Origin of the sequence: Streptomyces sp. NPDC057617 (assembly GCF_042800555.1) — a bacterium.
Taxonomy (GTDB): Bacteria; Actinomycetota; Actinomycetes; order Streptomycetales; family Streptomycetaceae; genus Streptomyces.
In genome coordinates this window covers 129,858-154,218 of record NZ_JBHVGV010000008.1, presented here as the reverse complement: position 1 = coordinate 154,218, position 24,361 = coordinate 129,858, and the positions used below count along the sequence as shown (strand labels likewise).

Here is a 24,361-nt window from a genome sequence, read left to right as displayed (position 1 = left end):
TGTGCTTGGGGCCTGGGGCGGACTAGAGGACCGGGACCGTAGCCGCGGGGCCGCCGAGGGCGTCCCGGCGCTCCGGCATCCTGAGGCGGACCATCCGGTGCCGGCCGAGCACCCGTTCGTACGTGTACACCCCGTTGATCCCGGCGGCGAGCAGCGCGGCCTTGGGCGGCGGCCAGTCGAGGATCCTGCCCATCCGCTCCATCACCGCGAGGCTCACCCGCCGGTAGACCTCGATCTCGGCCATCGCGCACTCCCGCAGGGTGCGATGGATGGTCCTGGCGTGGCCCTCCCTGGCCAGCCGGAGCAGTTCCTCGTGGCAGTAGGCGAGATGGTTGTCCTCGTCGTTGCTGATCATCCTGACGGCCCTGCCCACCTCGGGGTGGTCGCCGAAGTACTTGACCAGCATCACCATCTGGTCGGCGGCCCGCTGCTCGGTGATCCGGCTGTGGGAGAGGTAGATGACGATGTCCGCCTCGGTGAGCTGCTCGTCGCGTCGCAGCTTGGCGTGGGTGAGCCCGATGCCCCGGCGCTCCAGCAGCATGGTGTAGTCGGTCTCGCGCGGGACCTCGACCGGCTCAAGGCCGCGCTTCTTCAGGAGGGCGTGGAAAATGCGCCCGTGCTTGTCCTCGTCGGCGCCGTGCCGGGCGATCTTCGGGGCGAGATCCCGCATGGACTCGGGCACCAGTGCGGCGATCCGGCCGTTCTCCCAGCCGCCCTGTGCCTCTCCGCTGGCCGCGATGGAGCAGAACAGCCGGAAGGTACGGTCGTCGTCCAGGATCTCCTGGAACAGGCCTCGGGCCGAGAGCATCACTGCCACCTCCATACAGACATCCGCAGAAACCGAGTCAAATGGGGTGCGGGGCAACAGGCAACAGGTGCGCCGTTCGGCTGAGCCGAAAGAAGGAGCGCCAAGGCGGGTCGGCGCGTAACCGAGTGGGGGGCCGAGGCGTTGTCGTACATGACGGCCGTGGCGGGGAAGACCCCCCGAGCCCCCACCACGGCCGCAGTCTTCAGAAGTCCCCCGGCCGTACGAGTCGGCCCCTCCGGGCTCGTACGGGCCGGCCCTGTGCTCGTATGTCGTGCTCGTACGTGCGCTTGGTGCTCGTACGGGTCAGGACACCAGGCCCGCGCGCTCCAGGGCGTCCGTACCGGCGCGGAGAGCCGCGAGGCGCTCGTCGAGCGTGAAGCCGGCCGGCGCGAGGGTCAGCGTGGTGACACCGGCGGCGGCATAGGCCTGCATCCGGTCCGCGATCCGCTCCACCGGGCCGAGCAGCGTCGTCGAGTCGATCAGCTCGTGCGGAACGGCCGCCGCCGCGCCCTCCTTGTCGCCCGAGAGATACGCGTCCTGGATCGCGGCGGCCTCCTTCTCGTACCCCATGCGGCGGGCGAGCTGGTTGTAGAAGTTCTGCTTGCGGCTGCCCATGCCGCCGACGTACAGCGCGGTGTACGGGCGGAAGGTGTCGGCCAGCGCGTGGATGTCCTCGCCGACCGCGAGCGGCACGGTCGGGCAGACGTCGAAGCCGTCCATGGTCAGTCCGGCCTTCTCACGGCCCGCCCGCAGATGCCTGATCGCGGTGTCCTCAAGATGCTCGGCGGACGGGAAGATCAGCAGGGCGCCGTCGGCGATCTCGCCGGTCTGCTCCAGATTCCTGGGGCCGATCGCGGCGATGTAGAGCGGGATGTGCTCGCGCTCCGGGTGCACGGTGAGCTTGAGCGGCTTGCCGGGGCCGCCGGGCAGCGGCAGCGTCCAGTGCTCGCCCTCGAACGACAGCCGCTCGCGGGACATGGCCCGGCGGACGATCTCCACGTATTCCCGGGTGCGGGCGAGGGGCTTGTCGAACTTCACGCCGTACCAGCCCTCGGAGACCTGAGGACCCGACACACCGAGGCCGAGCCGGAACCGGCCGCCGGAGAGGGAGTCGAGGGTGGCCGCGGTCATGGCGGTCATGGCGGGCTGGCGGGCCGGGATCTGGAGGATCGCGGAGCCGACGTCGATGCTCTCCGTCCGTGCGGCGACCCAGCTCAGCACGGTCGGGGCATCGGAACCGTACGCCTCGGCGGCCCAGCACACGTCGTAGCCGAGGCGGTCGGCCTCCTGCGCGACGGCGAGGTTGTCGCCGTCCATCCCCGCGCCCCAGTACCCGAGGTTGATGCCGAGCCGCATAGCCACTCCCTCACTGCTGAACTACTGATGAGTAACGTCCCTTGCCGGGGACTCTAGCGCGCCATACGGGCTTCCGTCAGGGGCGGGTTGTCCACAGGCTCCCTCCGCGTGGGGCCCTGGCCAGTAATCTCAGCAGCCATGGAGCAGAGGCATCTCGGCCGTACCGGCCTGCGTGTGTCCCGGATCGGGCTCGGCACCCTGACCTGGGGGCGGGACACCGACGAGCACGACGCCGCCGATCAGTTGAAGGCCTTCTGGGAGGCGGGCGGGACGCTCGTCGACACGGCGGATGTGTACGGCGGAGGGGAGTCCGAATATCTGCTCGGGCAGTTGATCGAGCGGCTGGTGCCGCGCCGCGATCTGATCGTCGCGACGAAGGCCGGCAGCGTGCCGGATCCGTACCGGCGCTTCGACGGGTCGCGCGGGCATCTGCTGGCCGCGCTCGACGCGTCGCTGGAGCGGCTGGGGACTGATTATGTGGACCTGTGGCAGATACACGCCTTCGATGCCGAGACACCGCTGGAGGAAACCCTCCACGCGCTGGACATCGCGGTGAGCAGCGGCCGGGCGCGGTATGCGGGGGTGTCGAACTACTGCGGGTGGCAGCTCGCGAAGGCCGCCACCTGGCAGCTCGCCGCCCCCGGGACACGGACCCGGCTGGCCAGCACCCAGATGGAGTACTCCCTGTTGCAGCGCGGTGTGGAGCGCGAGGTGCTGCCCGCGGCGCTGGATCTGGGGGTCGGCCTGCTGCCCTCGTCGCCACTGGGCCGCGGGGTGCTCACCGGGAAGTACCGGCACACCACCCCGCCGGACTCGCGGGGCGCCTCGGAGCAGATGGCGCCGTTCGTCGAGCCGTATCTGGACGAGGCGGCGAGCCGGATCGTCGACGCGGTCGCGACGGCGGCGGACGGGCTGGCCACGACAGCGCTGGAGGTGGCGCTGGCCTGGGTCAGGGACCGTCCTGGTGTGGTGGCCCCGATCATCGGCGCCCGCAACGCACAGCAGCTCACGGCCGCGTTGTCAGTGGAGAGCCTTAGTCTTCCCGACGAGATCTGCCGGGCGCTCGACGATGTGTCGGCGCCGGTGCACCGCTACCCCGACCAGGACTGGAGCACGCTGTGACCACGGACCCCGCCACCGCACCCCCGAAGGAGCCCGGGCTGTCCGAAGGCACGGCTGTGTCCAGTCCGGTGGAGGTGGAGGATGCCGAGGTCGGTACGGGTACGGGCGCGGATGGCGCGGCAGTTGAGGCCGGCGGCGACGAGGGCGGGACCGGTTCGGACACGGACGGAGCGGCCGGCGCAGCAGTCGAGGCCGGTGACGAGGCGGCCGAGGGCGGCACCGCGGCCGGCGCCGACGGCGGTGAACTGTCCGAGGCCGCCGCCGAGTTGGCGGCGCAGCGGGAGTTGCGGGAGCGGATCGAGCGGCGGAAGGCCGAGCGGGACGGGCCCATCGCCGCCGGGGGCAAGCTGAGCGGGCAGGCCGCCGATCTGCTCGCCGCCGTACGGGCCGTGGAGAGCGGCGCACAGGTCGACCCGACCCTGCTGAGGCCACCCGCGCCCGCACCCGCCGCGCCCACTCCCGTACCCACCCCGGCACCGGCCCCCGAGCCCCGGCCGGCGCCCCGGAGCGCCGCACCCGGCACCGTGTCCGCCGTACGGGCCGTCCTCACCGAGGGCGGTGCGCCGGAAGCGCTCGCCGGCCCGGTCGCCACCGCGCTCGGGGAGCAGGCGGCGGACACGCTGCGCGAGGACCCGTGGCGGCTGCTCGCGGTGCCCGGCGTACGGCCCGAGCAGGCCGACGGGTTCGCCCGGGCGCTGCTCGGGGCGGCGTGCGGCCCCGCCGACGAGCGCCGGGCCGCCGCGTTGGTCGCCTGGCTGCTGGAGCGGGCCGCGCTCCAGGGCCACACGGCGCTGGAGGTGTCGTCGGTGCACCGGGCACTGACCGAGCACGCGGTGCCCGACCCGGACGAGGCCGTGCAGCACGCCCTCGCCGAGGGGGCCGTACTGGTCTTCCAGGACGACGACGAGGATTCGGAAGACGGCACCGAGGACCCGGCGCCACAGGAACCCACCGACACCGCCGACACCGCCGCACCTGCACAGTCGGAAGCAGCGCCGGTCCTGCTCGGGCTCGACCGGTACGCCCTCGCCGAGGAGAGCCTCGCCGACGGACTCGCGCGGCTGGTCAAGACCGGCCCGGACGACTCCTGGGAGGAGGCCGCGAAGAGCGCCCCCTCTCCCTCGGCCGCCGAGCTGATCCGCGCGGCCGCCGGGCACGGACTCGTCCTGCACACCGGCGGCGAGGCGGCGCGTGCCGAGCCGGTCGCCCTGGCCGGGACCGCCCGTGCGCTCGGGCTGCGCGCCGTGGTCGCGGCGCACAGCGAGAACGGCCGCGGCAGGCTGGGCGCGGAGGCGGTCACCGTAACCGGGCTGTTGACCGGTACGGAGGGCCCGGGGCGTGACGAGGACGGCCGGTTCGCCCTCGATCTCCTGGTGGTGCTAGACGCGCCGCAGCTCGATGTGGAGACGGCCGCGCTGCTCGTCGAGTCCCTGCCGGACGGGAGCCGGCTGGTGCTCAGCGGTGACCCCGGAGTGCTGTGGTCGGCGGGCCCCGGCCGGGTGTTCGCGGATCTGCTGTCCGCCCGCGCGTGCCCGCAGATCGCCTCCCGTACCCCCGATCCGGGGCCGGTCGGCGAGCTGGTCTCCGGGATCGGCATCGGCGAGCTGAACCAGGTGGAGGCGCCCGGCAAGGAGGTCGTGATCGTGCCGGTGCGGGACGCGGGCGAGGCGGTGCACCGTACGGTCCAGCTCGTCGCCGAGTCGGTGCCGCGCGCCTTCGGGACGGGCCCCGCGGAGACGCAGGTGATCACCGTGGGCCATGGCGGTTCGGCCGGCACCCGCGCGCTCAACGCGGCGCTCAAGCAGCGGCTCACCCCGGGCCCCGGCCGGTTCGGCGGCTTCGACCCGGGAGACAGGGTCGCGTATGTCCCCTCGCCCGGCAGGACGCTTCAGGGCTCGGTGGTCTCGGCCGGTCAGGACGGGCTGCGGCTCGACTGCGAGGGCGGGGAGGTCACCGTACCGAGGGAGCGGGTCGAGCAGGACGTGCGGCACGGCTGGGCGCTCACCGCGCACCAGGCGGCGGGAATGCGCTGGCCCGCGGCGGTCGTGGTGCTCCCCGGCGACGCCGCCCAGGGGCTGAGCCGCCCCTGGGTGTATACGGCCTTCGGCCGGGGCGAGCGCCATCTCTCGGTCGTCCACGGCGTGGACCAGGCACTGCCGCACGCGGTGGCCACGGTCCCGTCCCAGCGGCGCACCACCCGGCTGCGCCCGCTGATAGAGGCCCTGCTGACCCCGGCGGCTCAGTCCTAGGGGCCCTGGGGCCTGTGTGCCTCGTATCGCCGGGCGGCCGGATCGCGGTACGTACACACGTACACCGGATCACATACACCGGATCGCAGCACCCACAGGTGCCAGCCGCCCAGCCTTCCGGCGAGCCCGGCGATCCGAGGACAGGACCCGCGCCCGGGGTCCGTCCTCCGCGCCGGCCGCCGGGTCAGGCGTCCTGTTCCTCCAGGTCGTCGAGGTCAGCGTCGAGATCGTCCTCGTCGAAGACCGCGCTGACATCGAAGCGGCAGACCACCTGTTGCGGATCGGCCTGGTCGAAGGGGGCGCTCAGCCACTCCCCCGGCTCGGGCAGATCGTCCGCCGCCGACACCCAGAGCGTGGAATCGCCCTCTTCAAGCCCGAATTCCTTGTGCCGGGACGCGATCTCGTCGGGTTCGTACTCACCGAAGAGCACCCCGAGGGCGGCATGCACACTGCTGCCCACCACGCCACCGGTGCCGGTATCGCTGTCCACATCGGCGATGCGCTGTGCTTGGGCGAGCAGCCGCTGCGGCTCCACCACCGCGTAATCACGCCGGATCAGCACGCTGAGGGCGTTCGGCTCCTCGGGACCCTTGTACGGCGGAAGCGAGTCGTCCGGATCCGGGATCTCGAAGGGGGTGACTTCGTCGTACCGGTTGTAAAGCCGCTCGTCATAGACCTCGGCCGCGACGGCCAGGGCATTGAACGCGTCGGAGACAGCCGGGTCGTCCTCACCCGTGCGGTGTTCGACCGCCGCGAGGTGGCGGTCCAGAGCGACCTTGACCGCCTCGGCGGCGGCGCGTACCTCGGCAGCGGTGGGCTGCGCAGCATCAGACATAGTGCAGACGCTATCCGTACCTGGCCTCTGCCCGCACAATAGATGCGATGCCGGAATACGAATTTGTCGACGTGTACGTGCCGCGCGGGGTCTCCCGCAAGGAAGCGACCCGTCTGCTGACCGACCATGCCGAGTACGGACACTGGGAATTGGACCGTCTGAGCCTCCACCGGGACGGCAGTCGCAGGGTGCGGCTGCGCCGGCGCATCATCCGTCAGGTACGCGCCACCTGGTGAGTGCGACGGAGCGGGCCCCGCTGTTGCGAGGCCCGCCCGTGTCCGTACTCACCGCCGTACGCACCGGCCGTACGCGTTCGATTACGCGGCGGCGCGGGCGCGGCGGTAGATGAGGCTGCCCGCGAGCAGGAGCCCGGCGCCCGCCGGGATCGCGATCCCGAGTGCGCCCGCACCGGTCTCGGCGAGCGTCTCGGTGGCCCGGGGCTGTGCGACGGTCTTCGTCTCGGGAGTATTGGGAGACGGCGGGATCGCGCGCACCTGGACCGGCTTCCCCGGCGGGGCCGGGATGACCGGGGTGACCGGCTTTCCGGGCTGCTCGGGCTTGGCCGGCGGGGTGACGGGCGACTCGTTGGCGCAGGTGTTGCCCATGGCGGGGTTGAGCAGGCCGCCGATGGTGATGCTGTTCCCGCAGGCGTTCACCGGGATCTCGATCGGCACCTCGATCGTGTTGCCGGAGCCGACCCCGGGAGAGTTCGCCGAACCGCCTTCCGCGTGGGATCCGCCGGCGGGCGTGGTGTGCGATCCGCCCGGGTGCGATCCGCCCTGCTGCGAGCCGCCGGGGTGGGAGCCGCTGTCCTGCGGCGGGTGCGGGCCGCCGCCGTGCGCGCCGGAGCCGCCGGGGGACGTACCGCCCGCGTTGGCGCAGCCGTTGCCGAACGCCGGGTTGAGCGCCCCGACCACGTTCGCGGTGTTCCCGCACACATTGACCGGGACATGCACCGGCACCTGCACATTGTTCCCGGACAGCACGCCCGGAGATTTCGCCGCGGTTCCCTCGGCTCCCGAGTCCGCGTGCGCGTGACCGCCGCCGAGTGCGAGCACTCCGCCCGCGGCCGCCACGGTGATCAGGCCTTTGCGCGTGACCTGTCGCATTGTGTGATCCCTGCCTTCTGCCTTTCCGGGGCTGCCCTGGGCATCGGTGCCGGGGCAGGAGGCCCAGCGGCCCCGGAGTGCATGGCGCGCACTCCGGGGCCGCTCGGGCTCAGACCCTTACGGGTGCGAGTGACGGTGTCACTTGTTGATGCAGGTGTTGCCGAAGGCGGGGTTGAGCAGCCCGATCACGGAGATCGTGTTGCCGCACACGTTCACCGGGACATGGATGGGCGCCTGGATGACATTGCCCGAGACCACACCGGGCGAGTTCACAGCGGCACCCTGGGCGTCCGAGTCGGCGACGGCCATGCCCGCACCCGCGAACACCAGACCGCCGGTGACAGCCGCAGCGGCGACGATCTTCTTGATCATTTTTTCCTCCTAGTTGACAGACACGGCCCCAACCGCGGGCCGCAACACCTGTAACGAGGAGGAACCAATGGGGCTACGAGCGTATGGTCGGATTCACTCTTTTCAGTCAAGTGCGCACGCACTGCCGATTGTTGACGGTTGTCGGTACTTGTCTGCGGCTTGTTCGGGGCTTGTTGAGGGCTTGTTGAGGGGCCGCGCGCTAGCTGTTGTCGATGAACCGGTCGAGCACGCGGACGCCGAACTTCAGCCCGTCCACCGGCACTCGCTCGTCCACGCCGTGGAACATCCCGGCGAAGTCCAGCTCGGGCGGCAGCTTGAGCGGAGCGAAACCGAAGCCGCGGATGCCGAGGTCGTCGAAGGACTTGGCGTCGGTGCCGCCGGAGAGCATGTACGGCACGGCCCGCGCGATCGGGTCCTCGGCGGAGAGCGCGGTCTGCATGGCGTCCACCAGCTTCCCGTCGAAGCTGGTCTCCAGCGCCTTGTCGCTGTGCGCGTCCTCGCGCTTGACCCGCGGGCCGAGGATCCGGTCGATGTCGGCCAGGAACTCCTCCTCGTACCCGGGCAGGAAACGGCCGTCGACATGGGCGGTCGCCTGGCCGGGGATCACATTCACCTTGTAGCCGGCGCCGAGCATGGTGGGGGCGGCGGAGTTGCGCAGGGTCGCCCCGATCATCTTGGCGATCCCGCCGAGCTTGGCGAGCGTGGCCTCCATGTCCTCGGGGTCGAGCGGCGTGCCGAGCGCGTCGGACAGCTCGTCCAGGAAGGACCGTACGGTCTTGGTCACCCTCACCGGCCACTGGTGGCGGCCGAGCCGGCCGACGGCCTCGCACAGTTCGGTGATGGCGTTGTCGTTGTTGGTCATCGAGCCGTGCCCGGCGGTGCCGTCGACCGTCAGACGCATCCAGTGCATGCCCTTCTGCGCGGTCTCGACCAGATAGAGCCGCAGATTCTCGTTGACGGTGAAGGAGAAGCCGCCGACCTCGCTGATCGCTTCCGTGACGCCGTCGAAGAGATCCGGGTGGTTGTCCACGAGATACCGCGCCCCGTACGTACCGCCCGCCTCCTCGTCGGCGAGGAACGCCAGCACGATGTCGCGCGGGGGCTTGCGGCCGCTGCGCATCCGCTCCCGTACGACCGCGAGCGTCATCGCGTCCATGTCCTTCATGTCGACCGCGCCCCGGCCCCAGACACAGCCGTCCACGATCTCGCCCGAGAACGGGTGGTGGCGCCAGTCGTCGGCGTTGGCCGGGACGACATCGGTGTGGCCATGGATGAGCAGGGCGGGCCGGGAGGGATCCTCGCCCTCGATCCGGGCGACGGTCGAGGCGCGCCCCTTGTGCGACTCGAAGATCTGCGGTTCGAGGCCGACTTCGGCGAGCTTCTCGGCCACATACTCGGCGGCGGCCCGCTCCCCCGGTCCCGAGTGGTCGCCGTAGTTACTGGTGTCGATCCGGATCAGATCACGGCAGAGGCCTACGACCTCGTCCTCGCCGGAGACGGTACTGCCCGCGTTCGACTCGGTCACGCTGCTCACTCCCACGGTCGGTGCTGGTGGTCCCCACATCCTCCCGCGAACCACCCCAGCGCCCAAGACCGCTCCTCAGCCGACATACGCCCGACACACACCCCACCCCTCCGAGGCCCGCCGCCGACGGCCCCGTACAGCATCGAGCGGTGATCGGGCACCGCCGAATGTTTGCTATGGTTTCCCACGTCGGAACGGCCCCGAGCCGCCCGGCAGACACCTGGTCCGGGTGGCGGAATGGCAGACGCGCTAGCTTGAGGTGCTAGTGCCCTTTATCGGGCGTGGGGGTTCAAGTCCCCCCTCGGACACGATCTTATGTACACAGAAGAATCGGGTTGTGACTCAACGGTCACGGCCCGATTTTTGCGTCGTGTGTGAGCGTAAGGCCGAAGGCTTGGTAGATGGGGGCTTTGCGGTCGGGCTCGGCGGCGGGGTGGACCGGGCCGCACTCAGGGCGGTGACGTGTTGCTGTGCGGCGGCTGGGCATGGCAGACATCGGTCAGGGAGAGGTTGACTTCGGTCCGCAGGGTGTTGCGGTCGGTAACTTCGTGCACATCGAGCTGAAGTTCGCCAAGGGGCACGCCAGGCCCAGGACTTGGGTCGTCTACACCGCCTATCCGGAGTAAACATGGCATACGAGACAGGTCTCTCCTGGCTCTCGGAGCAGTGCGGGGAGATGGCCGATCGGCTTCCCGCGGAACTCGACTGCCTCGTCGAGCGGGGACCGGTCTCCGCCATGGTCCTGGTCGCGGAGCGGTCGGTGAAGGACCTGGACCGGCCGGCGGCACTGCAACTGGGACGTGATGTGCGGCGTCTGCTGGATTCCGCACTGCCAGAGGAGACGATCCGGACGGCGTGGGTCGGCTCCACGGACCACGTGTTCGACCCGTGCAAGGAGGACGTCGGTCCTCGGGCCTGGCTGGAGAGGATCGAATCGGCCTGGCTCTCCGCCGAGTCGCGCCGCGCTCCCGGGTTCGTTCCGCCGGCCGCCGATCCGGTGACGGACGACGCGCTGCGCGCCGCCGTGCTCCGGGCGACGGGTCCGGTCGCCGCCGACCTGACCTCGGCGGACGAGGTGGGGCAGCGGTACAACCCGCTGCCACTGGCAGGTCTGGTGCCGGCGCTGGAACAGGTGGTCGTCCAGGTCTGCGCCGACCTCGGCTACCGGCTGTTCCTGCGCGCCTTGAAGGCGTACTCCGTGCCGGTCGACACGGCTGCGCGCGAGGTGTTCGTCGCGCTCGGCGAGCGATTCGGATACCCGGACCGCCTGGTGGAGGAAGGCCTCCACCAGACCTGAGGAGATCAGCGCGGTAGAGATGGGGCGGAACGAGGTTCCGCCCCACCTCGTCGCGGATCCCGGTGGCACACGACCCCTTCCAGAGGCCGGTCTCCGTTCCAGGACGGGCGTTCAGAGCGGCGTCAGGACCGTGCTGTGGGGTCAGGCTGCGGCGAGTGCGATGCACAGTGCGACGAGTGCGAGGGTTTGGAGCGCGACGCGCGCGTCTATGACCGAGTCCCAGCGGGCTTGGAGCTGACGGGCGTCGTCCGGCACTCGATCGGCGACTGCCGCTTCGGTCAGCGCTGTGTTCACGGGCTTGCTGACCCGGGTGTAGATCGCCAGGAAAATGATCAGGGCGATTGTGGCGAGGGTCCCTGCCGCGGTGCTCACCCAGTGCCCGGTCGCGGCGGCGAGCGCGGTCATCGCCATGGCGGCGATCATGCCGCCGGCGCCGACAGCCGCAAAGCGGCGGTCGGCGATGCGGTGGACGTGGCCGAGCAGTTGGGTGAGGGTGCGATCATCGACTGCGGCGGTGGCGGGGCGCAGGACGATCGCGCCGAAGACGTCGGTGCCGTAGATGACGGCGTTGGCGAGGATCGCGAGGCCGGCGAGGACTTCGATGAGGGTGCGCATCACTGGGTCTCCGGCTGGGTGAGCATGCGGTGGGCGAGGTCGAGCCGGGCCTGGGCCTGGCTCGCGGGCAGGCGCCCGCCGGCCTGAAGGGTGGCCAGGCCGTGCAGTACCGACCAGGCGACTTCCGCCCGGGTGCCGTCGGCATCAGGGAATGCGTCGCGGATGCCCGAGAACGCGCGCTGGAGCGGTTCGGGGGTGTCTTCGGCCGCGAAGGCCAGCCCCGAGGGCAGCGAGAACATCGCCTCATAGGTCCGGGGGTGCGCGGCGGCGAACTCGAGGTAGGCGCGCATCCGTGCCATGGGCGAGGCGTCCACCGCTGTGAGCGCTGCGGCGACGTCGCTGAAGCCGTTGAGCGCCACCGCGTCGACGAGTGCCTGGCGGCCGGCGAAGGCTGAGTAGAGCACCGGCTGGGTGACGCCGAGTTCTCCGGCGAGGCGGCGCATCGTGACAGCGGGCCAGCCGTCGGCCTCGGCGAGGCCGCGGGCGGCGCGAATGACCTGATCGCGTCTCAGGTCAAGATCCGGAGCGGGTCTGGGCGACATAAGCATAGACTAGCATCGTTATATAACGTCGCTAGTCAACAGTTCCGAAAGGACCCTCCCACCATGCAACTCGCCGCTCTCCTGGTCGCGCTGATCGTTTGTCTCGCCGTCATCGCGATCGGCAGCCGCTTCCTTCTGGCACCTCGGCAGGCGACGCTCGCCTTCGGTGTCACCGCGGACAATCTCCGCGCCCTGACCGAGATCAAGGGCGCCCGCGACATCGCCTCCGGGGCGGTGCTGCTCGTGGTCTGGGCCGCCGCCGGCCGCACGGCACTCGGCTGGGCGCTCATCGCCGCGGCGCTCACACCAGCCGCGGACGCGCTGATCGTACTCACCAACGGCGGGAAGCTCTCGACCGCGCTGGGCATCCACGGGATCACAGCCGGACTGCTCGTCGCGGCCGGCCTCGTTCTGGCACTGGGGTGAACGACCGCGCCGCATCGCCCTGACGACCCGATGCCTCCACTCGCTGAAGATCCACCGCGAACGGCAGCAGTGCGCGCGAGAGACCGCATGCACCACGGGAGGCCCTTCTTAGCGTCTTTGACGGAACGCCAGCGGACCTGGTCAGGCAGACCTGAACTCTCTGGAGTCACTCCACTCCCACAAAGCCGTTCCACTCTGGATCTCCCCATGAACGCAGTCGAAGATCTGCTGGATCTGCGAGATATCTGGGACATCAATAGCGACATGGCGCCCGCCGTTCCACTCACTCAAGAGCCCTGCGGAATCCACGGCCCTACGCAGCGCGGCTCGACTGTCCGTCAAAGGTCGAAGCTCGGCAAAGAGAATTCGTCCGGTGAGGTGCGTGGGTGTCTGTGGTTGTGCGGGGTTGTTGCCGTCAGCTACTGCCGTCAGCCGGTTCAGCCCAGGTACGGCTTCTCGCGGTGTTCCAGGAAGTGCTGGAGCCTGAGCCGTTGGGTGTGGTGCATCGGCAACTGCTTGACCTCTTCCGGCGGTACGAACCGGAGTTCAGTGGACTCGTCGGAGATCTCCAGTTGGCCGCCGGTGATGCGGGCGGTGAAGCAGACGTTGAACTGTCGGCGGACCTCGCCGTCGGTGTAGGCGATGATGTGTTTCGGGTCGGTGTAGGTGCCGACCAGGCCGGTGATCTCGACGTCGAGGCCGGTCTCTTCCTTGACCTCGCGGACAGCTGTGCCTGGCAGGGAGTCGGTGAGGTCCATGCCTCCGCCGGGCAGTGCCCACTGGTCGTTGTCGCGGCGACGCTGGAGGAGGATGCGCCCGTCGTCGTCGGTGACGACGGCGGAGGCGGCGACGACCATGCTGTTCGGCTTGGGCGCGTTCGGGTCGTCGTAATACTCGGTGCGCGCCACGGTCAGCCTTCCTCTCGTACAGGGGTTGCGGTCACCCACACAGCGTCGAAGCTCTCGGCGTAGGTGTCGAACATGCCGCCCTCCTGGTGGCGGCGAAGATGCCACACGGGGGCGGCGTAGGCGTTGACGCCCCAGACATGGGCGTTGACGAGTCGCTGGTCGTCGACACGGTAAAGCGAGTTGTAGAGCGTGGTGCCGTGGCTGCGGACTTCGATGCCGGAAGTGGCGGCGAGCGGCTTGTAGTGCATGAGGGCGAGGCGGCAGCGGGACTCGATGCCGTGGCCGAACCGCTCTTCCTGACCGCGGGCTTGGACGGTGTCGCTGTCGGCGTCCCCGATCGCGATGCGGACGGTGCAGCCATCGGCGGCGCGTTCGGTGAGGAGCTCGTTCAGCCGCGGGTACGCCTCGTGGAGGAAGACGGCCGCGTATACGAGGATGTCGATCCGTTAGCCCAGTCATCTCCATCGTCACGGCCCCCGCCAGGCACCAGGCCCAGGCGGCCGGAACGGCAGCTCGACCCGGATGCCGACTCACGGCACAAACCCGCCGGACGGCCCCTCGGGCTGCTCTGGACAGCTCACCAACCGACCGAGCCGCCGGTCTTCCCGTCAGGGGCGCTGCTGTCGCCGCTTCGTTGACTCGGCCAGTGCGGCCTCCAGCTTCTCGCATGGCGACATGTCCGAGTCTGCACCGTCGTCGTGGAGGGGGCAGGAACAGGCCTCGTCAACTCTTCTCGCGTTTGATCTACCGGCGCTCGTTGAAGACTCGCTGATGTTCCTCGCGGATCGTGACTCATCACCGGTCCGGCTCCGCTTCCCGTTCCAGCAGCTCGTCATCGCCGAGGTCGGCGATGGGAGCTGGGCGTGGACGAGTACGCGGCGCCGGCCACCGTCTTCCGCGCGAACGACAGCCCGAGATCCCGCGCAACGTCGCCCGCAACGTCCGCACCGGCACCCCACGGCCCCAACGCTTCGAACCTTGACCGCCGTCGAACAGCAACACCATGAGCGTGAGGCATCAAGCACCAAGTGGCGGTACAGCGGACCCATGTTCAGACCCGCGACTACAGCGATGGCTTACCGTGCGGAGCCGCAGTTGGCTGACGTTGCCGTCACCTGCGGCCGCCCGATATCCGTGCTGGGAGGAGACCCTTTGATCCCTAGCTGACGCTCTTCACGAGACCCCGATAGTTGAGTTCCCTGGGACCTAGTCCACCACGAACGCCAGGAACTCCACCGGCGCGCAACTGACTGACCGACTCCTGCTGACAGAATCGCTCAAATTCCCGCAGGCTAGTATGTCCATCGAGATCCACCGCTTCAGGCCAGAGCGAGGCAACCTCAAGCGCCTTCTGGAAAATCACGAGGTAAGAGTTCGAAGTCTCGCCGCCTTCAGCGTCGATCGCATCCATGACATCCGCCAAGAACTCGAATCCAGCAAGGGCGAACGGTCGCGTCCGCTCAGCGCCAGAGTACTCGGCAATCAAACGTCGGCATGCCTTCTTGGCAATGCGAACCACATCGGCGTTCAGGCGTCTCCCCTCGCAGGATCTGAGCCCGGCACGGATACCGGCATCCGCCTGATAGTAGAGGTCTCCCTCCCCACCCGCCTCGGCGAGAACATACAGCACACCACCAATCCGCAGTGCTGCGACGCAGCTCAGCGCCTTGGAAGACGTGCCATCCAGCACGCCACTGAACGATGGATCAGACACCTTGGCCTCCTCCCGCATGCCCCACGACCGACTCGCTACCACTCCGCCGTCACCTCGGCGTGCCAGAGATCTGCCCGGGCTACGAGCCTGGCTGGCTGCGGCACTCGGAATCCAAACTCTGTGTCACCGAGATCGGAGAGCTCACCGAATTGAGCCGGTGTCAAATCAGCGCACGCACCAACAGCGTAGAAGTCGAGTCCATCACTTCCCCCAGGTACATCTGCGTGAAATCCACCCATTGTTCTGAATGCAGCGCCGACTCCGGCCGCATCCGTCAAATCATCCACTCGCGATTGGATATGAGCGTTACCTGAAACCGTGCACTGGTTGCATTTTCGCTGGTCAGCGAATTCCGCCTGGTCCGTGGGTGTGCATGGAAGTGCCGTACTGTGCGCCCCTGTTGCCGTCGGCGTTGCTGTCAGACGACTACGCGTATGAGGGAGGTGGAGTCTCAACAGCGGCACGGCGAGCATCCGCAGCACTCTCCAACGCACCAACTCCGGCGGTCTAACCACCCTCCCGACCAAGACCCAGAGCTCCGAGCGGCGCATCGCCCTGCCGACGCCGTGCCTGCGCTCTCTCGAACAGCACCGCACCCGGCAACATCACCCGGCACTTCCGCGGACTCCTCATTCGGGCCGGGCTACGCCGCATCCGCTTCCACGACCTCCGGCACTCGACGGCCCCCCTGCTCCTGGAACAGGGCGTCGACCTGGTGGTCATCAAGGAGCTGCTCGGCCACGCTCACATCGGCGTCACAGCCCGTCCGCTGACGTTGCCGTCAGCGTTGCCGTCAAGGCCCCGCCAGCGTCCTTGCTGGCGGGGCCTTGACGGTTCAGCACGCCTCTAGAGTTCCCAGTTGCTAAGCACAGCAACTTCTTCGATGGAAGGCGCCAGCCTTCCACCAAATTCACTCGATGATGCCTGGATTCGATTCACAGCCAAGGCGCGAGGTTCCCCTTGCCCAGAGGTCGCTGCCCCGCGAACAAGGAGGTCAAGCACTTCACGCTCTGCGTCGATCTCCATTTGAACAAGAGGCCCCGGTGAGGGGGAGGGGTCTCCATATCTCACGACCACAGGCTTCTCGCCCCCTATCTTGAAGTCGAGCATGGAGAGCAGTGACCTGATGGTGTTCACAGCCATCTCGGCCTTTGCGGCGGATGGCCTCAATGAAACCGCGAGAGCGTTTCCGACCAACGCCACGGATTGGGCCACATAGAACTCGGGACGGGAGGAATCATCCTCGTCGTCCTGAGATTCCATCTCCAGCTCATCCAACGCCTCAGCACAGTCATCCTGCACGGAATCGCCAGCAGCTGCCGCCCAGACAAGCCCGAGCGAGGCATCGACCCACTCAGACTGCTCTGATCGGCCGAGTGAGCGACAGAAGACGGCACCCCGCTCCGCCGCTGCGGCACAGATCAGCACCAGTTCAGGGTCCGAGGCATTCGAGATTGCCTGTAGTTCCGGCGAAATTCCCATGTCTCTCTAGTCTCCAGTGGCCCAGAAGGTCGTGAATGGCGAGTTCTGTGGGGCATGACCACGTATCCCCTCACCTCCCACTGTTATCCCACGAACATTCAGCATGGGCGAACAGATGGCGACACAGAAGTTTCTTGAAGCCGCACCGAACACGGCATGCTCATTGGGGCCCAAACTGTTAAGGATCCCTTCTTCGGCATGCCCGGCAGCCTGCACAAACTCCTCCCCCGGCCGCAATGTCCAGCCGGAAGGCATAGCGCCGCCTCCATTGATTCCAATGCGAGTGGTAAATGCCTTCGTTTTGGAGTTAAAGACACCGATCACCGCCGTAGTGCCCTTCACGTCCGCCATGAAGTAGTCGTTTCGCGAGGCCTGCAATTCCTCCGCACGATTAAGTGCGAGCATTGCATCGTCTTCAGTCGCAACCGCTGGACCGCAGTTGTGAACGAGGACCGGCGCAGCCCCCGCCAGCACATAGTACGTGTGGACGTCGGAGACAGTGAGGTTGTGGACCGCGGACTGCTGGGTGGTCCAGCGTTGGATCGCGGTGATCTGGACGTGGGTGCCGGCGCTGGTGCGGAGCCACTGGCCTGGCTTCAGGTCGGTGGCCTTGATCCATTCGCGGAGTTCGGGGACCCAGAAGGGGTGACCGTCGGTCGCGGTGACCTGGGACGTCTTCGAGCCCGCCGTGCCGTCGGTGTCGATGGTGACCTTGACCAGGTGCTTGAGGCCCTGGCCCTTGATCTCGGCGGTGACCGTCTCGGTTTGGGTCCCGCCGGTCTCCGGGTCCGTCGCGACGACCTTGTCGCCGGCCTTCACCTTCTCGATCGGCTTGCTGGTCCCGTCTGCCATCAGCACCTTCGTGCCGGGCACAAAGCTGTTGCAGGAACCGCCTTCCTCGACCTTGCCCGATCCGCCGCTGCCGCTGCTGCCGCCCTTGCTGCGGGAGGAGCCGCCGGAACTGCCCCCGGGCTTGTTCAGACCGACCTTGCCGCCGCCTTTTCCGGCGCCGACCGCCGAGGACGCCTTCGGAGCCGCCTTGGCCTGGGCCTGTTTCTGAACGGGGTTACCGGTCTTCTTGGTTTGCTGGACCGCCTTGTCACTCGTTCTCCTGGCGGCCTCGGCGGCTTTCTTCTTCGCTCTCTGCGCGGCCTCTCTCTTGGCCCTCTCTATCGCCGCCTTCTTGGCCCGGAGTGCCGCCGCCTCGGCGGCCTTGGCTGCCTTGAGGACGGCCTCGGCGGCCCTCTTCGCCGCCTTGAACGCCTGGATGGCGTCGATGGTTCGGTTGACGGCCTTGAGGACTGAGGGAATCTTGCCGAGCTTGGTCCACGGGATGGCCCCGATGATCAGGCCGCCGCAGGACCACATGTCACCGCCGAAGCAGGCCATGGCGTCATTGATGCCGATGAAGTCCTTCAGCGTCTCCCAGGCCACGGAGAGGATCACCGAGGTCAGGGACTTGCCCTGCATCGCCTGCGCCGCTGCGACCTGCGCCGCGGACAGACCCGCGCCCGCGAGCGCGGCGGCCCGCTCGGACGCGGTCAGACTGATGGCCAGACCCGTCGGGTCGGACATCGTCACCGGGTTGTTGTGGGCGTAGGCGTAACCGTTGGTCTGCAGCGGGTCGTTCAGGTCGAGCACTGGGTCGGCCGACAGGAAACGCCCGACCACCGGGTCGTAGAGACGGGCACCGAGCGGCGTGTAGCCGGAGGCGTCGTCCCGGGTCGCTCCGAGGAACCCCTTGTGGTCCTGAAGATAGGCACCGGCGGTGCCGCGCTCGTTGCCGAACGGGTCCTGCTTGCGAATACGCACGGACTGGCCAGCGTAGAGCGCGACCTCCGCGTACACACTGCCCTGGTGGTCCGTGGTCTCGGCGACCAGCAGGTCCGAACTGAGGCCATAGGCGTAGCGCATGACCGCGCCGCCCGGCGCCGTGTAGGTGCGCTGGGTGTTGACCAGGACGCCGCCCCGCTGGACGGTCACCTCGGCCTCGCCCAGGTGCAGCGTGGCCTCCTTGCCCTTGACGGTCAGCAGGCGGCTGCCATCGGGGCCGTAGATGTGACGCGTGTCGTTCTGCGGCTCCCACAACTGCGCCGCGGAGGCGCCGTCGCAGGTGGCGAGCACAACCGGGGTCGAGTTGGCGGTCGCGCCGCCCTGGACCGCCGCGCACAGGCTGGAGGCGATGTGCGTGAGCTGGCCGGTGGCGTTCCGCCTCAGCTCCTGCGCGGCGGATCCGTCGCACTTCTGGATCTGGAACGCCGATCCGGCCGTATTGGCGGCGGGCTCCAGGCACCAGGTGCCGTAGACCGACAGCGTTCCCCGGTCGGGGTCGGTCTGCGGGGCCCCCGCCGTACCCGGGGTGGGGGTGAACTTGAAGTTCTGTGCCGGTGAGGCGTTGCAGGTGTAGAGCTGGATGGGCTGATTCTCGGCGGCCTTGCTCGACTTCAGGTCCAGGCACTTCTGTGCCGGCCCCACATAAGGGGTCCTGCCGCCCGCGCCCTGACCGGTGATCCGGTCGACCTGGCCGTCGTAGGTCCAGGTCAGGTCCTGCTTGTCGCCGTTCTGAACGGAGGTGACGGACTTGGTCTCACCGGTCAGCTCGTACAGCCGCTGCGCCTCGGCGGTGACCTGCGCGCCCGCGGGGGTGGTGTACTTCTTCGACACCTTGGTGAGCGTGTGAGGCTGGGTGCCGTCGGACTTGCCGTACACGTAGCCGGTCGTGGCGTCCTTGGCGGTGGCACCGGTCAGGTCCTTCTCGGTCAGCTTCGTGCGGTTGCCGAGGAGGTCGTACTCGTACTCCTGCCAGTAGCCGGAGTTGTCCTTGCCGCCCGTCACGTTCAGCGTGCCGTCGGCGTTCTTCGGAGCGGTGCACTTCTCCTGGTCCTTCGAGGTCCAGGCGGTCTTGAGCTGACCCATCGGGTCGTAGACGAAGCACTGCCGCTCCTCGATGCCCACCGACTGCTCACGGATGCCCGTGACATTGCCGGCCGGGTCGTAGGTGTACGACCGGTTCGAGACGAGGTTGCCACCGACGACGGAGGTGTCCGCGCCCGTGCCCGAGTGCTGTTCACGGTAGACCAGTTGGTCCTTCAGCTCACCACTGGCCTCGTCGTACGAGTTCTGCGTCCACACCCGGTACGGCTGTGTGCCCAGGGTGGAGCGCATGACCTGGCCGTAGGGCGAGTAGACGGTCTCGGAGCCGTACCAGTCCTTGCCGGAGATCGAGAGGGGCAGACCGTCCTTGTTGTAGCGGACGACCAGCTTCTCCTCGGAGAACTTGCCCACCGCTGGAACGGTGGTCTCCTCCAGCATGCCGTTGTCGGAGTACGTGTAGCCGTACGTGTAGTCCTTCGCCAGACCCCACGTGTCGGCGATCTGCTGCGGCAGGCTCAGCGTGGTCGACGTGGGCTGGTAGTCGGACGTGTAGCCGTTGACCTTCTGGGTGTACGCCAGCGCGTCCGTGTAACGGGTCGCGGTCGCGGGCATCCCCTTCCCGCCGGCGGCGGTGTCGTACGTGAAGTCCGCCAGCAGCGTGCCGGTGGCACTGTTCCGGCGCTGCTGAGTGGGGCGCGACAGCTCGTCGTAGCCGTTCCACACGGTGATACCGCGGGCGTTGGTGGTGGTCAGCGGCCGGTCACGGTGGTCGTAGGACGTATGGCTCGTGCCCGTGTCCGGGTCGGTGGACGTCTCCAGCAGGCCCCTGTGGTCGTAGGTCCACGACCAGGGGTGCGCCGGGTCGGCCGAGCTGGTGGCCTCGGTCACCTGGCCGCGCGCGTCGTACTCGTAGCTCGTCGACGTGAAGCCGCCGGGAGCCGCCGGGTTGAACGTGTCCGTGCGGGACGTCCGGCCCAGCGCGTCGGTGTAGACCCGGTAGGAGGAGGCCCCCTGCGGGTTGATCACCTTCGACCAGTCCTCGCCGTACTCGTAGCGGGTGGCCCGCTCCGGGTACGCCTTCGACGTGGTCTCCTCGGTGACCGGGTCCAGGTATTTGAGGTAGGGCGTCTCCTGCACGACGCGGCCGAGACCGTCGTACGTGTAGCGCGTGATGTTGGGCACGGCCGTGTCGGAGAGCGGTGTGAACAGCTCACCGGGCTTTGCCTCGTTGGTGAGGTAGGCGTTGTTGGTCTGCCACACCTCACCGGAGCTGTTGTACAGCGTGTCGGTGATCAGGTGACCGCCGCCGATGGCCTCCTCCTGCGTCTGCCGCTCACGGCCGAGGCCGTCGTAGAGGGTGACGGAGGTCTCGACCCGGTCCTCGTAGCCACGCGTGTAGGTGGTGACGTACGGGGGCTTGCGGGTCTGTTCGGCCGGATCGACCTCGGGGATCGTGTAGACGGCCTTGAAGTCCGGCACCGGCGATGTCGACGGGGAACGGCCGGGGGCCCAGGCCTCGGCGAGACGGCCCAGCGGGTCGTACACGGCCTGGCTGACCCGGCCGTTGGTGTCGGTCGTCTTGAGGGTGACCGAGCGGCCGGGCTCCAGCTCCTGGATCTGGCTGTGGCCGAGTGGATTCGTCTGGGTGACCTTGAAGACCTGCCCGGAGGGCGGGTCATAGGTGATCGTGGAGGACTGCTGGTCCGGGTCGGTCTGCCGGACGACACGGCCGGTGTCGTCGAAGTCCGTGGTCCCATTGGTCTGGAAGCCCGTGCCGTCGCCGTTCAGCGACCAGGACTCGGTGGCCAGACCACGGGTCGAGGCGCCGAGCGCGGTGCCGTACGCGGTGTCGTCGTAGGCGGTGCGGGCGGCGCCGCTCAGGGTCTTGAGGTCGGCCCAGTCCGCGTTCGCGCAGAGAGTGGGGGAGGTGAGCACCTGCTTGGTGAGACCGATGAGGTTCTTGGCGGTCTCGTGCAGGTACTCCGACCTGGTGCAGGATTCGTCGCCGTTCCTGCCGGTGTCACCGAAGGACTCCACCATGGTGGGCAGGCCGTGGACCGGCTCGTACGTCGTCAGGGTCCGCACGGTGCGCAGGGTGCGCGGGTCATCGGTGTTGGTGCCGGAGGACTTCGTGTACGCGATCTCCTCGGGCTCGGTGACGCGCCAGGCCCGCAGCGGGCTCAGGCCGTCGTCGCGCTCGCGCTCGCCCAGCTCGGTGGCCTCGGGAACCGTGACGTTCCGGCTCAGCCATTCGTTGTCCGCGTCGCTCGCGTCGGCGTAGGAGAGTTCCTCGGCGATGCGGCCGGCGAAGGGCTCCTCGTCCTTGGCGATCTCGGCGCCCGTGATGTCCGTGACGGGCACGGTGTCGCCCATGCCGCGGAAGTAGCGGGTGACGGACTTGGATTTCTTGCTGCCGATGACCGGGTCGTCCGTGCCCGTGATCACGGAGGTCTGACTGAAGCCCGCGAACTGCGAGTACGTACGGGTCGACTTCTTGGTGAACTCCTGCTCGGCGAGCTTCCAGCCCGCGTCCTCGTACGTGTAGGAGGTCTGCGTCGGGTACGCGCCGTCGACGTTGGGCAGTTCCTCGATGGTGTCCACGACGTACTTGTGGAACCAGTCGATGTCCTCGGACTCGGGGTCCGGATTCCAGTACGCGGGGTAGCACAGCCGGGTGTTGGCCTTCAGTGCGGCCTTGTCCGTCTTGGCGGGCAGGTCGCCGGTGGCGCAGTCGCCGGTGACCGGCTTGTAGGTGACGACGGTCTCGCCGCCGTACTCGTTGATGACACGGCCGATACGCAGCCGGGAGAAGCCGGGACGCCGGGGGTTGAAGGCCTTGACGCGGTTCGGCATGTCCTCGGCGTTGGGCTCGAAGCGCACCGGGTTGAGGGGGACCTTGGCGTCGGTCGTGCCGTTGCGGGCGTAGCCGGTGCGAGTGATCGACTCCAGCCACAGGGCCGTGTTCGGGCCTGTCTTCAACTGCGCGAAGCTCTGCGCGAGCTGGTACTCGTCGACCACCTGACGGGCTGTGGTGTCGGTGCGCCGCTGGGCGGACGTGGTGATCTTGTCGAGGCGTTTACGGGACCAGAAGGACGGGCCGGCGTTCCAGCACTTCTTGCCCTTCTCGCAGCGCAGGTCGGCCGGGGTGTCGTACCAGATGCGGTACTTGCCCGGGTCCTTGTCGGTGAAGTTCGCCTCACTGCACGTGAGGGTGTCCTCGGTGTAGCAGCGCTCGGCGACGGTGAATCCGACCCGGGCCGGGGCCGTGGCCGAGAAGATGCTCTCTTTGCGCTGTCCGTAGTAGATGTGGGACAGGTAGCCGTCGCGGTGGTACTCGACCGGGGCCTTGAAGTTGAAGTTGCGCGCGTAGTAGTTGGTGTCGCGCTTCCACCACAGGGACATGGCGTTGCCATGGACGTCCTCGACGTAGTCGAGGTTCCAGCGCCAGGCCTGGTTGCAGTAGGAGTGCGCCCAGTCGCCGGCCTTGTAGCAGGGCTCGTCGTCGTGGTTCCCGTACACCGGGACCGTGAGGACCGAGTCCGTGTACGGGTCGTCGTCGGCGGGGTCCGAGTTGCCCTTGTCGGACCAGCCGGGCAGCTTGTTCAGACCGAAGTGGTAGCGGGTGCCGTCCTTGGTGGTGACGACCCAGTACTCACCGTCCTCGTCCCTGGTCGCCGTGCGGGGGTCCCTGCTGAGGTCCTTGATCCGCTCGACCCTGGAGCCGTCGCCGTTGGCCGTGAACCACTTGTTCTTGGTCTCGTCCCACACCAGCTCGGTGGTGGTGCCGCCGAGGGAAAGGGTGGCGTTCTCCGAGCCGTAGCAGAGGTCCGCGGTGCGGTGCGTGGCGTTGTTGGAGCCGGGTTTCTTCGAATCCTCACGGCAGTTGGCATACGTACGGGTGATGGAACCCGCGTTGTAGTCCCAGCCGTCACCGATCCAGGAGGCCTGGTTGTTGGTGGCGGAGGTCCGGCCGTCCACGGACTGCGAGGAGTACGCGAGACCGACCTTCGGGGTCAGACCGCCGGCGGCCTCGGGAACCTGCACCTGGTAGCCGTAGGTGAACGCGCCGGACGAGGCGCCCGCCGACCAGGAGCCGGAGGACAGCAGCGGCGACGCGGTGAAGTCACCGGAAATGGAGGCTCCGGTGTCCAGGAGACCGAGGGCGGAACCGCCGGCCGGGTCCGCGGCCTGAAGGGCCGCGGAGCGCACCGAGGCACCCGTGGTCCCGGCCTTGGCACTGTTGTCGCGCAGCTCGGCGACGGGCACGGAACCGGTGAGAATCTTGCGGGACTTCGCGTTCCTGGCGGCGGTGGTCCCGGTGGGCGCGTCCTTGGCGGGCACCTCCTTCACCGTGCTGCGCAGCCGCTCGAACGAGCCCGGGTCGTCGTCCTTGCCGGACATGGCCGTCATACCGCTGTCGTCGGCGCATTCGCCGGCGTCCGGGGAGGAGTAGACACACTCGGGCAGCAGCACCAGGCCGAAGCGGTCGGCGGCCTGCGGGCCGTAGAGGTCGGCGAAGCCGGTGGTGTCGACGGTCAGCGCGACCTGCGCGGCCGGGTCGGCGGTGGCCGGCGGTGTGACCTTCATGACAAGGCCCGGGACTCCGGCGGTCTGGGAGGTCTCGGGGGCGGCGAGATCCACGGTCCAGTCGCCGGCGAGGGCGGCCGGATCGGTGCCGACGGGAACACCGAGGGCGATCGGCAGGCCGTTGGAGACCGGGACGGTGGTGCCGGGCTCACTGTCGGCCGTCAGCGTCGCGCTGCCGGTACCCTCCTGCCACGGGGTGACGGCCGTCGGCGTGTACGGGTCGATCGGGACCTCGGGCGCCGTGGTCAGGCTCTTCTCCGCGGCCGTGTCCGCGTCGACCGCCGTACTCTTCGGCAGATCAGGCAGGTTGACCTGCGCGTCCTCGCGGTCCATGCCGGGGCCCGGTATGCCCCATGCCGGGCCGTTCAGGCTCGTCACCGTGAGCGTCGAGGACAACAGGAGGACAACCGCCGTGCGGCGCAGCCGTCTTCGCCGGCGTTGTGACTCCGTCATGGCCAGGCGTCCCCGGCCCCGCCATGACAGTGGACCTGAAGCACGCATACGCGTCGACTCCCACCCAGGTATTACAGACAACGGATG

18 protein-coding genes, 1 tRNA gene and 2 pseudogenes are annotated in these 24,361 nt (G+C 68.6%); 8 read left to right on the top strand and 13 right to left on the bottom strand.

Going from position 1 to position 24,361, the window contains the following annotated elements; genetic code table 11:
• Positions 1–22: 22 nt before the first annotated feature.
• Both ACFU9P_RS20910 and ACFU9P_RS20905 read right to left on the bottom strand, forming a co-directional pair.
• Entirely contained in the window at positions 23–808 is a 786-nt protein-coding gene (locus ACFU9P_RS20910) for a ferritin-like domain-containing protein (RefSeq protein WP_384082969.1), read from the bottom strand.
• A gap of 303 nt (positions 809–1,111) precedes the next feature.
• Positions 1,112–2,164 (bottom strand): LLM class F420-dependent oxidoreductase, encoded by a 1,053-nt coding sequence (locus ACFU9P_RS20905; RefSeq protein WP_384082966.1) that lies wholly within the window; start codon positions 2,162–2,164, stop codon positions 1,112–1,114.
• 138 nt (positions 2,165–2,302) lie between these two features.
• On the opposite strand from ACFU9P_RS20905, the gene ACFU9P_RS20900 reads away from it, so the two are divergent.
• Both ACFU9P_RS20900 and ACFU9P_RS20895 read left to right on the top strand, forming a co-directional pair.
• A complete protein-coding gene (locus ACFU9P_RS20900; RefSeq protein WP_376372945.1) occupies positions 2,303–3,286 on the top strand; it encodes an aldo/keto reductase in 984 nt (327 codons plus the stop codon).
• Positions 3,283–5,535: a helix-hairpin-helix domain-containing protein gene (locus ACFU9P_RS20895; RefSeq protein ID WP_384082963.1), complete on the top strand. Its 2,253-nt coding sequence runs from the start codon at positions 3,283–3,285 to the stop codon at positions 5,533–5,535. Before ACFU9P_RS20900 ends, ACFU9P_RS20895 begins: the two co-directional genes overlap by 4 nt.
• Positions 5,536–5,719: 184 nt before the next feature.
• On the opposite strand, the gene ACFU9P_RS20890 is transcribed toward ACFU9P_RS20895, so the two are convergent.
• Positions 5,720–6,370: a hypothetical protein gene (locus tag ACFU9P_RS20890; RefSeq protein ID WP_046503786.1), complete on the bottom strand. Its 651-nt coding sequence runs from the start codon at positions 6,368–6,370 to the stop codon at positions 5,720–5,722.
• Positions 6,371–6,417: 47 nt separating this feature from the next.
• Between ACFU9P_RS20890 and ACFU9P_RS20885 the strand changes: the two genes are divergently transcribed.
• On the top strand, positions 6,418–6,606 hold the full coding sequence (locus ACFU9P_RS20885; protein ID WP_005319466.1) for a DUF5703 family protein: 189 nt from the start codon (positions 6,418–6,420) through the stop codon (positions 6,604–6,606).
• An 81-nt stretch (positions 6,607–6,687) separates the two neighbouring features.
• On the opposite strand, the gene ACFU9P_RS20880 is transcribed toward ACFU9P_RS20885, so the two are convergent.
• From ACFU9P_RS20880 to ACFU9P_RS20870, 3 genes are all read right to left on the bottom strand, one after another.
• Positions 6,688–7,479: a chaplin family protein gene (locus ACFU9P_RS20880; RefSeq protein WP_384082959.1), complete on the bottom strand. Its 792-nt coding sequence runs from the start codon at positions 7,477–7,479 to the stop codon at positions 6,688–6,690.
• Positions 7,480–7,617: 138 nt separating this feature from the next.
• Entirely contained in the window at positions 7,618–7,851 is a 234-nt protein-coding gene (gene chpH / locus ACFU9P_RS20875; protein ID WP_046503775.1) for a chaplin ChpH, read from the bottom strand.
• A gap of 199 nt (positions 7,852–8,050) precedes the next feature.
• Positions 8,051–9,376 carry a M20/M25/M40 family metallo-hydrolase gene (locus tag ACFU9P_RS20870; protein ID WP_376372938.1) on the bottom strand — a complete coding sequence of 442 codons (1,326 nt, stop codon included), beginning with the start codon at positions 9,374–9,376 and terminating at the stop codon, positions 8,051–8,053.
• A 223-nt stretch (positions 9,377–9,599) separates the two neighbouring features.
• Here ACFU9P_RS20870 and ACFU9P_RS20865 point away from each other — a divergent pair.
• The 3 genes from ACFU9P_RS20865 to ACFU9P_RS20855 all read left to right on the top strand — a co-directional run bounded on the left by ACFU9P_RS20865 (position 9,600) and on the right by ACFU9P_RS20855 (position 10,673).
• A tRNA-Leu gene (locus ACFU9P_RS20865) sits at positions 9,600–9,684 on the top strand.
• 177 nt (positions 9,685–9,861) lie between these two features.
• The gene (locus ACFU9P_RS20860) at positions 9,862–10,002 is read left to right on the top strand and encodes a hypothetical protein (RefSeq protein WP_384082955.1); all 141 of its coding nucleotides are present in this window, start codon (positions 9,862–9,864) and stop codon (positions 10,000–10,002) included.
• Between the two features lie 2 nt (positions 10,003–10,004).
• Complete coding sequence (locus tag ACFU9P_RS20855; protein ID WP_384082952.1) at positions 10,005–10,673, top strand: hypothetical protein; 669 nt, start codon at positions 10,005–10,007, stop codon at positions 10,671–10,673.
• Between the two features lie 141 nt (positions 10,674–10,814).
• On the opposite strand, the gene ACFU9P_RS20850 is transcribed toward ACFU9P_RS20855, so the two are convergent.
• Positions 10,815–11,288, bottom strand: coding sequence for a DUF1772 domain-containing protein (locus ACFU9P_RS20850; protein ID WP_384082949.1), 474 nt, complete (start codon positions 11,286–11,288; stop codon positions 10,815–10,817).
• A complete protein-coding gene (locus ACFU9P_RS20845; protein ID WP_384082946.1) occupies positions 11,288–11,830 on the bottom strand; it encodes a TetR/AcrR family transcriptional regulator in 543 nt (180 codons plus the stop codon). The genes ACFU9P_RS20850 and ACFU9P_RS20845 overlap by 1 nt, the downstream gene beginning before the upstream one ends.
• 63 nt (positions 11,831–11,893) lie before the next feature.
• Between ACFU9P_RS20845 and ACFU9P_RS20840 the strand changes: the two genes are divergently transcribed.
• Positions 11,894–12,256: a DUF4267 domain-containing protein gene (locus ACFU9P_RS20840; protein ID WP_384082943.1), complete on the top strand. Its 363-nt coding sequence runs from the start codon at positions 11,894–11,896 to the stop codon at positions 12,254–12,256.
• Positions 12,257–12,693: 437 nt separating this feature from the next.
• Here ACFU9P_RS20840 and ACFU9P_RS20835 read toward each other — a convergent pair whose 3' ends face one another.
• The 3 genes and pseudogenes from ACFU9P_RS20835 to ACFU9P_RS20825 all read right to left on the bottom strand — a co-directional run bounded on the left by ACFU9P_RS20835 (position 12,694) and on the right by ACFU9P_RS20825 (position 14,878).
• Positions 12,694–13,164 carry an NUDIX hydrolase gene (locus tag ACFU9P_RS20835; protein WP_384082940.1) on the bottom strand — a complete coding sequence of 157 codons (471 nt, stop codon included), beginning with the start codon at positions 13,162–13,164 and terminating at the stop codon, positions 12,694–12,696.
• 2 nt (positions 13,165–13,166) lie between these two features.
• A pseudogene (locus ACFU9P_RS20830) lies at positions 13,167–13,610 on the bottom strand (XRE family transcriptional regulator); the annotation flags it as partial.
• 713 nt (positions 13,611–14,323) lie between these two features.
• On the bottom strand, positions 14,324–14,878 hold the full coding sequence (locus ACFU9P_RS20825; protein WP_384082937.1) for a hypothetical protein: 555 nt from the start codon (positions 14,876–14,878) through the stop codon (positions 14,324–14,326).
• A 441-nt stretch (positions 14,879–15,319) separates the two neighbouring features.
• On the opposite strand from ACFU9P_RS20825, the pseudogene ACFU9P_RS20820 reads away from it, so the two are divergent.
• A pseudogene (locus tag ACFU9P_RS20820) lies at positions 15,320–15,728 on the top strand (site-specific integrase); the annotation flags it as partial.
• On the opposite strand, the gene ACFU9P_RS20815 reads toward ACFU9P_RS20820, so the two are convergent.
• Positions 15,725–16,360: a hypothetical protein gene (locus ACFU9P_RS20815; protein WP_376372917.1), complete on the bottom strand. Its 636-nt coding sequence runs from the start codon at positions 16,358–16,360 to the stop codon at positions 15,725–15,727. The pseudogene ACFU9P_RS20820 and the gene ACFU9P_RS20815 overlap by 4 nt on opposite strands.
• Positions 16,361–16,366: 6 nt before the next feature.
• On the bottom strand, positions 16,367–24,274 hold the full coding sequence (locus ACFU9P_RS20810) for a polymorphic toxin-type HINT domain-containing protein (RefSeq protein WP_384082933.1): 7,908 nt from the start codon (positions 24,272–24,274) through the stop codon (positions 16,367–16,369).
• Between the last annotated feature and the right edge of the window lie 87 nt (positions 24,275–24,361).

Coding starts and splice junctions, on each gene's coding strand:
- ACFU9P_RS20845 (WP_384082946.1), bottom strand. CDS start 11,830: ATGTCGCCCAGACCCGCTCCGGATCTTGACCTGAGACGCGATCAGGTC.
- ACFU9P_RS20885 (WP_005319466.1), top strand. CDS start 6,418: ATGCCGGAATACGAATTTGTCGACGTGTACGTGCCGCGCGGGGTCTCC.
- ACFU9P_RS20840 (WP_384082943.1), top strand. CDS start 11,894: ATGCAACTCGCCGCTCTCCTGGTCGCGCTGATCGTTTGTCTCGCCGTC.
- ACFU9P_RS20850 (WP_384082949.1), bottom strand. CDS start 11,288: ATGCGCACCCTCATCGAAGTCCTCGCCGGCCTCGCGATCCTCGCCAAC.
- ACFU9P_RS20810 (WP_384082933.1), bottom strand. CDS start 24,274: ATGACGGAGTCACAACGCCGGCGAAGACGGCTGCGCCGCACGGCGGTT.
- ACFU9P_RS20905 (WP_384082966.1), bottom strand. CDS start 2,164: ATGCGGCTCGGCATCAACCTCGGGTACTGGGGCGCGGGGATGGACGGC.
- ACFU9P_RS20855 (WP_384082952.1), top strand. CDS start 10,005: ATGGCATACGAGACAGGTCTCTCCTGGCTCTCGGAGCAGTGCGGGGAG.
- ACFU9P_RS20815 (WP_376372917.1), bottom strand. CDS start 16,360: ATGGGAATTTCGCCGGAACTACAGGCAATCTCGAATGCCTCGGACCCT.
- ACFU9P_RS20910 (WP_384082969.1), bottom strand. CDS start 808: ATGCTCTCGGCCCGAGGCCTGTTCCAGGAGATCCTGGACGACGACCGT.
- chpH (WP_046503775.1), bottom strand. CDS start 7,851: ATGATCAAGAAGATCGTCGCCGCTGCGGCTGTCACCGGCGGTCTGGTG.
- ACFU9P_RS20880 (WP_384082959.1), bottom strand. CDS start 7,479: ATGCGACAGGTCACGCGCAAAGGCCTGATCACCGTGGCGGCCGCGGGC.
- ACFU9P_RS20860 (WP_384082955.1), top strand. CDS start 9,862: ATGGCAGACATCGGTCAGGGAGAGGTTGACTTCGGTCCGCAGGGTGTT.
- ACFU9P_RS20900 (WP_376372945.1), top strand. CDS start 2,303: ATGGAGCAGAGGCATCTCGGCCGTACCGGCCTGCGTGTGTCCCGGATC.
- ACFU9P_RS20890 (WP_046503786.1), bottom strand. CDS start 6,370: ATGTCTGATGCTGCGCAGCCCACCGCTGCCGAGGTACGCGCCGCCGCC.